At 68.7% G+C, this 9,675-nt stretch carries 8 protein-coding genes and 1 pseudogene; 6 read left to right on the top strand and 3 right to left on the bottom strand.

Annotated elements, in window-relative coordinates:
* Positions 1-720, bottom strand: a pseudogene (locus ABD207_RS10325) (Fe-S oxidoreductase); the annotation flags it as partial.
* 166 nt (positions 721-886) lie between these two features.
* Complete coding sequence (locus tag ABD207_RS10320; protein ID WP_344011829.1) at positions 887-1,522, bottom strand: TetR/AcrR family transcriptional regulator; 636 nt, start codon at positions 1,520-1,522, stop codon at positions 887-889.
* A gap of 352 nt (positions 1,523-1,874) precedes the next feature.
* Here ABD207_RS10320 and ABD207_RS10315 point away from each other — a divergent pair, with 352 nt between their 5' ends.
* The 3 genes from ABD207_RS10315 to ABD207_RS10305 are packed head-to-tail and all read left to right on the top strand — an operon-like array spanning position 1,875 to position 4,512.
* The gene (locus ABD207_RS10315; RefSeq protein WP_344011827.1) at positions 1,875-2,576 is read left to right on the top strand and encodes a DUF6875 domain-containing protein; all 702 of its coding nucleotides are present in this window, start codon (positions 1,875-1,877) and stop codon (positions 2,574-2,576) included.
* Positions 2,577-2,579: 3 nt separating this feature from the next.
* Complete coding sequence (locus ABD207_RS10310) at positions 2,580-3,428, top strand: tryptophan 2,3-dioxygenase (RefSeq protein WP_344011826.1); 849 nt, start codon at positions 2,580-2,582, stop codon at positions 3,426-3,428.
* A gap of 37 nt (positions 3,429-3,465) precedes the next feature.
* Positions 3,466-4,512, top strand: a complete 1,047-nt coding sequence (locus tag ABD207_RS10305) for a methyltransferase (protein WP_344011824.1) — start codon at positions 3,466-3,468, stop codon at positions 4,510-4,512.
* A 64-nt stretch (positions 4,513-4,576) separates the two neighbouring features.
* On the opposite strand, the gene kynU is transcribed toward ABD207_RS10305, so the two are convergent.
* Positions 4,577-5,815 carry a kynureninase gene (gene kynU, locus ABD207_RS10300; RefSeq protein WP_344011822.1) on the bottom strand — a complete coding sequence of 413 codons (1,239 nt, stop codon included), beginning with the start codon at positions 5,813-5,815 and terminating at the stop codon, positions 4,577-4,579.
* A 34-nt stretch (positions 5,816-5,849) separates the two neighbouring features.
* Between kynU and ABD207_RS10295 the strand changes: the two genes are divergently transcribed.
* The 3 genes from ABD207_RS10295 to ABD207_RS10285 form a co-directional block, all read left to right on the top strand.
* A complete protein-coding gene (locus ABD207_RS10295; protein WP_344011821.1) occupies positions 5,850-6,692 on the top strand; it encodes an alpha/beta hydrolase in 843 nt (280 codons plus the stop codon).
* 36 nt (positions 6,693-6,728) lie between these two features.
* Complete coding sequence (locus ABD207_RS10290) at positions 6,729-8,639, top strand: CoA transferase (protein ID WP_344011819.1); 1,911 nt, start codon at positions 6,729-6,731, stop codon at positions 8,637-8,639.
* A gap of 46 nt (positions 8,640-8,685) precedes the next feature.
* On the top strand, positions 8,686-9,675 hold a 990-nt coding region (locus tag ABD207_RS10285; RefSeq protein WP_344011818.1), incomplete at its 3' end, for a class I adenylate-forming enzyme family protein.

The raw sequence follows: 9,675 nt of genomic DNA, 5'->3' as shown, positions 1-9,675 counted from the left end.
GCGGTGCCAGGCCACGCCCATGTCCTGCTTCAGCGCGACCGTGATCATCCAGATGAAGGACGTCCCGATCTTGATCATCGCGGTGAGGTGGACCAGGTTCTGCAGCGTGGAGAGGCTCAGGCCCCCGAAGGCCGCGACCAGGGGGTAGGAGGCGAAATACGCCGCCTCGTAGTGCTCCACGTGGTGGATGGCGCCCTCGAGGCCGCGCAGGGTGAGGATCGCCAGGCCGATGATCAGGATGACCGCCTCGACGAAGTACGCCTGGCCGAAATTGGAGCCGGCGAAGCGGGACTTGCGGCCCGGCCTGCGCGGGTGGCTCAGCTGCCGGATGACGATCAGGGTCAGGATGCCCAGGGTCATCGTCGCGCCGAACAGCTCGACCAGCAGCTCGTACGGCAGCCATCCGCCGACGACCGGCAGGGTCCAGTCGGCCTGGAAGAGCTGGCCGAAGGCGTTGGCGAGGGTGAGCAGCAGGCTGAAGAAGGCGACGGCGACGAACCAGTGGGCGATGCCGATGATCCCCCACCTGTTCATCCGGGTGTGGCCGAGGAACTCACGCGCCACGGTGAGTGTCCGCGCGAGCGGATCGTCGGTCCGCAGCCCGGCGGGGACCGGCTGGCCGAGTTTCATGAAGCGGTAGATCTGCGCGATGGCTCGGCCGAACAGTGCGACACCGACCAAGGCGAGCACCAGCGACACGATGATCGCGGTGAGTTGCATGAGGGCTCCTCGGGCCTGCGAGAGCGAAGTTCGAGACTACTAAGCGGTAACTTTGGGTTCTGGCGCAGACATTACCCAGGGCCGCAGGCTCCATGAAGGCGCGCGGTTGGTGATCTGCGTCGCTGAGGCGACCCATCGCCGGGCCCTGCCGGTCCGGGGCGGTACGTCATCCGCGGGGAGCGTCGGTCGTCATGAGGGCGCCGTGGACCAGCAGCTGTACGAGGCCCGGCAGTTGAGAGTCGCTCAGCGGACGGCCGAGCACCCGGGAGCGGGCGAACAGCAGATCGAAGTAGGCCTGGGCTATCTGCCCGGGCGGCAGCCGCAGGGAGTCCTCCTCGGGAGCCAGCAGGGCCGCCAGGGATGCGACGACGGACTCGACGGCCTCGTGAACCTCCCGCAATCCAGCGGTGGAGGCGGCGGACTCGCGCCACGCCCTGGCGTGCCCCGACGCCTCCAGGTAGGCCATCACCGTGCCCATGCGCGTCAGGTACGCCTCCAGCGCTCCGGCAGCCTCGAGGAGGCGCGCCGTCACCGAGCCGTCCAGAGGAATGCCGGCGAGCTCGCGCAGGACCTCGTCGGGGCGCGCGGCCTCGACCATGCAGGCGTGCAGCAACTCGTCCTTGTCGGCGAAGACCTGGAACATCGTCGCTTCGCTGATGCCGGCCGCGAGCGCGATCTGACGAGTGGTCAGGGCCAGGCCGTGCTCTGCGATCAGTGCGAGGGTCGAGCGGACGATCATCTGGCGGCGCAGCTCCGGGCTCATCTTCGGAGCCCGTCGCCTTTCGGGAGCCGGGGCGGTCATTCGCCGGAGGTTACTGACCGGTACATCACCCGGTCAACCGCGGTCCTTGGCTCAGCAGAACGACGCACGGGGCCGGTATGTCCGCGGGTGGCCATGGCCGTTGCCGGTCATAACGGAGCTGTTCCTCAACGGGCGGTATCTGACAGAGTCATGCGTGAACTGCGGCCACCTATCGGAAACGTGGAATGTGGCCCCGGGTCGCTGCACGGAGACCGGACGACATCCATGAGGCGGCGAATCCGCGGTCTCGCCCAAGCGCGAGGCCGGACCTCCTCTTTCCTGCTGAGCACCTTCACGGGAAGTCCCCCGCAGGAGGACCCGGACCGCTCCTACACGACTTGAAAGCGATACAGTGCCGGACATTGATGTGAGGCTGACAGAACCAGCCGCAGAGACGACCAAACTGATTGACGACTGGCTGACGGGCTACATCACCAAGCCCCATGCGGAGCTCGGTCGCAGCGGTCCCGTGTGTCCGTTCGTCGAGCCCTCACGGAGAGCCGGCTGTCTCGTGCTCTACGGTGCGGAATGGCGACCGGAATTCGGCCTCCCGCACATGGTGGACATCGTCGACAGCGCGGTTGAATGTTTTGCCGGCCACGCGTGGGACTCGCGGAATTCCAACCTCCACTCACTGATCGTGGCGGTGCCGGATCTGCCCCCCGACGCCTACTGGCTGATCGACAAGGCACACGAACTCACCAAGGACCGGATCGTGGCCCGGGGGCTCATGCTGGGGCAGTTCCACCCGGCCTGCGAAGAGCCCGCGGCGCGCAACAGCCGGTTTCCCGTGAACAGGTCGCCCGTACCGCTGTTCGCGGTACGGAACATGGCGCTGCACGACATACTCTTCCTGCACACCGACGACGTCTGGTTCGCGGAATATGAGCGGCACCATGGACGGCATTACGAGAAGCCGGACCGCATCGCGCCTGACTTCGTCAGGCTGTTCGAAGCCGCGCGAGCCCGACGGGCCCGCGAGCCGCACGGGCGGCGCACCGGATCGTCGAACCGGCCGCATCAGGTGACGTCCCGAGCATCCACCAGGGGCTGACCCATGGAGAAGAAGACCCGCATGGAGCAGCCGCCTTCCTGTCCGGTGCAGCAGAACGGCAGTGAGGGTGCACCCCCTTACGTCACCTACGCCCATATGGACCGGCTGCACGAACTGCAGCAACCGCGCTCCGACTCTCCGCGGGAACTGACGTTCCTGCTGATCAGCCATGTCAAGGAACTGCTGTTCCGGGCGGTGCTCGTGGAGGTGGACCAGGCCCGTGAACAGCTCCGCCAGACCCAGGTCGACCAGGCCTGCGACAGTCTGTCGCGTGCCGTGCGCGTCCAGCGGCTCCTGGTGAACGCATGGGACACGATGACGGCGATGTCGCCGGACGAGTTCCTTGCGTTCCGGGACATCCTCGGCGAGGCATCCGGCACTCAGTCCTTCATGTACCGGGCGCTGGAATTCGCGCTCGGCAACAAGGATCCTCGGACCGTGGCTCAGTGTTCCCGCTCCATCGGCCTCTATCCGGAACTCGAACGGGCGCTGTACACCCCGAGTCTCTACGACGAAGTGCTCAGCCTGCTGGTGCGCATGGGCGCCGCGATTCCGCGGGACGTCTACGAGCGCGAGCCCGGTGCGCCGTACTCGCCCAGCCCGGCTGTGGAACAGGCATGGCTCGCCGTCTACCAGGAGCCGGCTCGCTGGAGGCCGGCTCACCGGCTCGCGGAGCTGCTGACCGAGGTGTCCTATCAGTTCTCCCACTGGCGCGCCACGCATCTGCTGGTGGTGGAACGCATGCTCGGCAGCAAGCCGGGAACGGGCGGCACGGCGGGCCTGGACTGGCTCCGGTCGGTGAACGAGCACCGCTTCTTTCCCGAACTGTGGACCGTCCGCACACTCCTCTGACTCCCCGTCCCATCTCCTCAGATCTGGAGGGCTGGCCGTGACCGCCGCCTCTACCCCGACCATGCGCCAACTGGTGCCCATCCTGTTCGGACATGCCGCGTTCCAGCAGCTCAACGCGGCGTGCGAGCTGGGGCTCTTCGAGTATCTGCACCGAGCGCCGGGCGCCTGCGCGGAGTCCGTCGCGGCCGGTACCGGCCTGAGCATGCACTCCACCCGGGTGCTGCTGCTGGGGACGACGTCCCTCGGTCTCACGACGAAGGGCCCGGACGACGGCTACCGGAACTGCGCCGTCGTGGAGGAAGCGTTCCGCGAGGGCAGCTGGCAGGTGCTGCGGGACATCGTGGAGTTCCAGGCCAGGATCGCCTACCTGCCGGCCATGGACTACGCCGAGTCCCTGCGCACCGGCGAGAACATCGGCATCCGCCACTTTCCCGGCGACACGCAGGACCTCTACACCCGCCTGGCCAACACCGAGGGTCTGGAGCAGCTGTTCTACCGGTGCATGAACTCCTGGTCGACCCTGTCGAACCCGGTGCTGCTCCAAGGCGTGGACTACTCACAGGTCCGGCGGGTGCTCGATGTGGGCGGCGGGGACGCGGTCAATGCGATCGCCCTCGCCTCGGCCCACGAGCATCTGCGCATCACCGTTCTCGACCGGCCCGGCGCGCTGGAGGTCGCCAAGGAGAAGATCGCCCGGCACGGTCTCGCCGACCGCATCGACACCCATGCGGCGGACCTGTTCGACGACGCCTATCCGCCCGGCCATGACTGCGTCCTGTTCGCCCACCAGTTGGTGATCTGGACTCCGGAGCAGAACAAGGCTCTGCTCGGCAAGGCCTTCGACGCGCTGGACGACGGGCAGCGCGTGCTCGTCTTCAATGCCTTCTCCGACGACGACGGCACCGGTCCGCTGTATGCCGGACTGGACAGCGTCTACTTCTCCACGCTGCCCTTCCGGGGCAGCACCCTCTACCCGTGGCGGGACTACGAGGAGTGGCTGCGGCACTGCGGATTCTCCGAGATCAACAGGATCACGATCGACTCCTGGACACCTCATGGAGTCATCGAGGCCTACAGGGGCTGAGGTCCGGGCCCTGACAGCGGTGCCGGGCGGGGCGGGGTCCGGACCCGGCACCGTCCGCCGCCTGTCAGGTGATCAGCGTGGGGGTCGTGAACCGGGGGTCGTGGTGTGCACCGCAGAGCGCGATGTCGCGCAACGTGGTCACCGCCCGGTGGATGTCGGAGTGGGAGACGTACAGCGCGTTGAAGCCGAAGCGCAGCATGTCCGGGGGCCGCACGTCCCCGACGACCCCCCGGGCGATCAGGGCCCTCATCAGCGCATGGGCCTCCGGGTGAGCCACGGTCACCTGGCTGCCCCGGCGCGAGCCTTCCCGCGGAGTCATCAGCTCGAAGCCCAAGGACGCCAGGTGCTGGTCGAAGCATGCGATGAAGAAGTCACCGAGCGACAGACTCTTGGCGCGTATCTCGGTCATCTCGACGCCGTCGAAAACCCCGAGAGCCGCCTCGAGAGCGAGAAGGGAGAGCACCGGGGGAGTACCGATCCTGGTCCGCGCGATACCGGGCGCGGGCTCGAAGTCCTGCTCCATGCGGAACGGCCTGGCGTGCCCATGCCAACCAGTGAGCGGCGGCTCGAAGATCTCGTGGTGCCGGCGCGCCACATAGATGAAGGCGGGCGAACCAGGACCGCCGGACAGGTACTTGTACGTACAGCCCACGGCGATGTCGACGCCCTGGTCGTCCAGTGCGACGGGCAGCGCGCCCGCGGCATGGCACAGGTCCCAGACCGTCACGGCACCCGCGGCGTGAGCGGCGGCGGTGACCTCTGCCGTGTCCCACAGGCGTCCGGTGCGGAAGTCCACGGCTCCGTAGGAGACCACGGCCACCTGCTCGCCCTGCTCCCGCAGGAAGCCGCAGACGTCGGGCACCGGAACGGCCACGACCTCCAGCCCGCACAGACCGGCCGCCGACTGTGCCAGATACCGGTTGGTGGGGAAGTGGTCCGGATCCGTGACCAGCAGCCTGCGCCCGGGGCGCAGGCGCGCGGCTGCGACCAGGGCGTTGAACGTCTGGACGGAGGTCGACTCACCCACCGTGATCTGGCCGGGCGCTGCTCCGAGCAGGCGGCCGATGCGATCCCCGATCCGCAGCGGTGCGCCCCACCAGTCGTCCTCGGTCCATGCCGTGATCAGGTGATCGCCCCACTGGTCGCGGACCACCTTCTCCACGGTGGCCGGGACGCCGCTGGACAGCGCCCCCAGTGAGTTCCCGTCCAAGTACACGATCTGTTCCGGCAGCAGAAACATTTCCCGCCGTGAATGCAGCGGATCTGCCAGGTCGAGATTCCTGGCATCCCTCGCGGTGGGCACGGGTCACCTCTTTCGGTGGACAAGGAGAACGACGATGCATGTCTATGGCGGCATGACCCAGGAGGAACTCGACCGGGAGTATTCCCCGAGTTCCTGCGCGCCGCAATTCGCTGCGCATCTTACACGTTATGCGACAGCCAGCGACCGGGCCCGGAGAATTCTGGACCACCAGTCGGACGTTCGCTACGGGCCCGGCCCGTCGGAGTTGCTGGACTTTTATCCGCCGCGACGTCCCCGGGCCCCGCTGTTCGTTTTCGTACACGGTGGTCACTGGCAGGAGATGAGCAAGGAGGCGTCCGCGTTCGCCGCCGTCGACCTGGTGGAGCAGGGCGCGGGATTCATCGCCGTCGGCTACGGTCTCGCCCCGGACCACGGCATTGGATCCATGGTCACCTCGGTACGGCGGGCCCTGCGGTGGATCTCGTCCCACGCCGCGGAGCTGGGCAGCCGGCCCGACCTCGTTTTCGCGGGCGGCAGTTCGGCGGGAGCGCACCTTGTGGCGACGGCGCTGTGCGCCACCGCCGAGGAGCCCTGCGAGGTCGCCGGGGCGGTGCTGCTCAGCGGCGTCTACGACCTCGAGCCGGTGCGGTTGAGTTACGTCAACGACAAGGTGCGCATGGACGGACCGGCGGCGGTCGCCCACAGCCCCATCCACCACCTCCCCCTCGCCACGTCGAAGGCCGTCGTCGCGAGGGGTGCCGCGGAGACCGCCGAATACGCCCGGCAGCATGCCGACTTCGTGAGGGCGCTGACGCGTACGGGCCTGCGACCCGTCGATCTCACGGTGGCCGGGCGCGACCACTTCGATCTGCCCTTCGACCTCGGGTGCCGCGGCACCGCGCTGGGCGATGCCGTGCTGACCCTGATGGGTCTGTGACCACGCGGCGCCCGCAAAGCACTCTCGTGTGGCCGAATGCGGTCATGGCCCAACCCAGCCATCTGTACGGCTCTTTTCGTCTCCCCTCCCTCACCGGCCACTGTTACATTCCTTTTCGCCGATCACGAGTTCCGGCGGTGGGTCAAAACATGGTTCCCGGCGCAGGACAGGCGTGTCTTCGATGGTCAAAGGATGATGGAGATGGACCTCGCTCACGAGGTGTTCGGTATGCGCGTCGCGCCCTGGTCGGCCGCCCTCGGAGAAAAATCGGCGGAGCCCCTGCAGGAAAGCGTCGACATATCCTGGTACGGCGGATCACGAATTCCTTCGGGACATCCGGCGAGCGAAGCCGTGATACAGGCGCTTTCCGGGCTGATGGCTGTCAACGGCGCGGAGGCCGGCCGCCCTCGCCGTTTCGGTCTGGACGTGGCCTCGGCGGCATGCGGTCTCCTCGCGGGGCAGGGTGCCCTGGCCGCCGGGATCGGCCGCGCTCGCGGCCTGGGCATCGAGAGGGTGCGGACGTCCGTGCTGCGGGCGGGGACGCTCCTCGCCGGTCAGTACATCGGTGAGGCGACATCGCCCGAGGACTGGGCACCCTCGATGCGCGGCGACGGCGCCCCGCCGCCGTTCGCCGCTGCGGACGGCCCGCTGTTCGAGATCGAGACGTTCGACCCCGAACGCTGGGCCGGCTTCTGGCGGAGCCTGGGCGTGGAGGGTCCCGCTCTGCGCCGGTCCTGGCCCATCTTCCAGTACCGGTACGTCAAGGGGCACTGCGTGCTCCCCGGCGAGCTGCACCGGGCGGCGTCGTCCGCCCGGTGGGCCCGGATACGCGCAGCAGCCGACGAGTTCCGGGTGAGCCTGGCGCCGCTGCAGACGCACGGGGAGGTGTCCGCCGGGCCCGGCTGGTCGGCCGGTCATCCCGATCTGAAGCCGCTGGCCGCTCAGGGCAGGGGACGCTCCACGCCGGCACCTGCGAGCCGGCCGGGCGACGCACGGCCCCTCCCGCTGAGCGGGATGCGGGTCGTGGAGGCCACGACCCGGGTCCAGGGCCCGCTGGCCGGGCTGCTGCTGCGCATGCTCGGTGCCGAGGTCACCTGGGTCGAACCGCCACAGGGCGACATCGGAGGCATGGGCGCCTACTACCATCGCGGCAAGGAGCGGGTGGCCGTCGATGCCGCGCGCCCGCAAGGCCGTGACCAGCTCCGCGACATGGTCGCGGAAGCCGATGTGTTCCTCCACAACTGGCGCCCCGGCAAAGCCGCGGAGTGGGGCCTCACCGCGGAGCAACTGGCCCGTGTCCGGCCCGGACTGGTGTACGGCGAGGCGTCCGGCTGGGCTCCGCTGGCCGACCGGGACCACGTGCTCGGTACCGAGTTCATGGTGCAGGCCTACGCGGGGCTGGCCGACACCAACACGCCGCGGCACGAACGGCCCCGGACCACCCGTGTGCTGCTGTGCGACATCTTCGGCGCCCTCGTGACCTGCGAAGGGATTCTGGCCGGGCTCCTTCGGCGCGAGCGCAGCAACCACGGGTGGAAGTCCGAGACGTCGCTGCTGTGCGGGGCGATGGCCCTGCAGTCCCAGGCCGGTTCCGCTCGTGGATCGTCGCCTCGGACAGCGGGCCGTCCGCGATGGAACCCGCTGGACGAGCCCCTGGAGACCGCCGACGGCCATTTGGCGATCACCGTCGCCGAGGGCGCCGGCCGCCGCGCTCTGGGCGAAGCCCTGGGGATGCCGCTGCACGACGGGAACGAGGCGAGGCTGGCGGAGCGCTTCCGTGAGGCTCCCGCCGCGCACTGGGAGAAGGTCCTCAACGAGGCGGGCATCCCTGCTGCCGAGGTCCATGACGACCTGGCCGCGCTGGTTCATGACGAGCGTCTCGCGCCCTTGTTCGAGCCCTTCGAGGACGGCGGGCAGGCACCGGCAGCACCGTGGGTCTTCGAATGACCCACGCCGGCCGGTGCGTCAACACATCGATATCGAGGGACAACCTGTGAACGAACTGATCGCGACGCTGCACGCCGTATGCCGGGAGAGGGCCGACCAGCCCGCCATCACCTTCCAGGGCCGGTCTCTGACCTACCGTGAGTTCTGGGATCGTGTCGAACGCATGGCGGCGGCCTACCGGAAGCTCGGCATCCAGGCCGAGGACCGCGTCGTCTGCCAACTGCCCAACTCGCCGGAATACCTGATCTCCATGGTGGCGGCGTGGATCTCGCGGATCGTGTTCGTCGGTGTCGACCACGATCTGACCGGACCCGAACTGGCGTCGCTGGTCGATCGCACCGACGCCGTCGCCCTGCTCTACCAGCCCCGGGCCGGAGCCGACGACGGCATGGAACCGCTGCGCACGGTGCACGAGGCGTTCCCGGGGATTCACACGATCCTCCGGGGCACCGATGAGCCGGTGGGAACGCCCTTCGCCGACCTGCTGGACGACACGGCCGGCCTGCGGGAGACGCACCACGACCACGCGGCCGTCGACGATCTCGGGACCGCGCTTCTGCTGATGACCTCCGGTACGACGGGCCGGCCGAAGCTGGTGGTGGAGACCTGTCGGGCGCTGTGGTCCAAGACGGCGGCCTTCCTGGAGGCGATGCGGCCGGGCAGCGACGACGTCTGGCTGATCTACCCGCCGATGGCCCACGGCTTCGGCCTCAAGATGACGCTGATGGGACTGGCCAGCGGCGGCCGTCTGGTCGTGATGGACCGGTTCTCGCCGAGCGGTGCGCTGGACCTGGTGACGCAGGAGCGGGTCACGGTGCTGCCGGGCACCCCGGCTCACCTCCGGATGATGCTCGACCGGCGCGACGGCGACCGCCATGACGTGACCTCGCTGCGGTGGGGGGTCTCCGCCGCGTCGCCGCTGCCCGCGGCGCTGCTGGAGCAGGTGTACACCGTCCTCGGTGTCGAGCTGCTGTTCATCTACGGCTGCTCGGAGGGCTTCTACACCTTCACCACCGACCGCGGCGACATCGAGGCC

The sequence above is a fragment of the Streptomyces thermospinosisporus genome, from assembly GCF_039526425.1.
GTDB classification, from domain to species: domain Bacteria; phylum Actinomycetota; class Actinomycetes; order Streptomycetales; family Streptomycetaceae; genus Streptomyces; species Streptomyces thermocarboxydovorans.
This window is presented reverse-complemented; position numbering and strand designations above follow the sequence as displayed.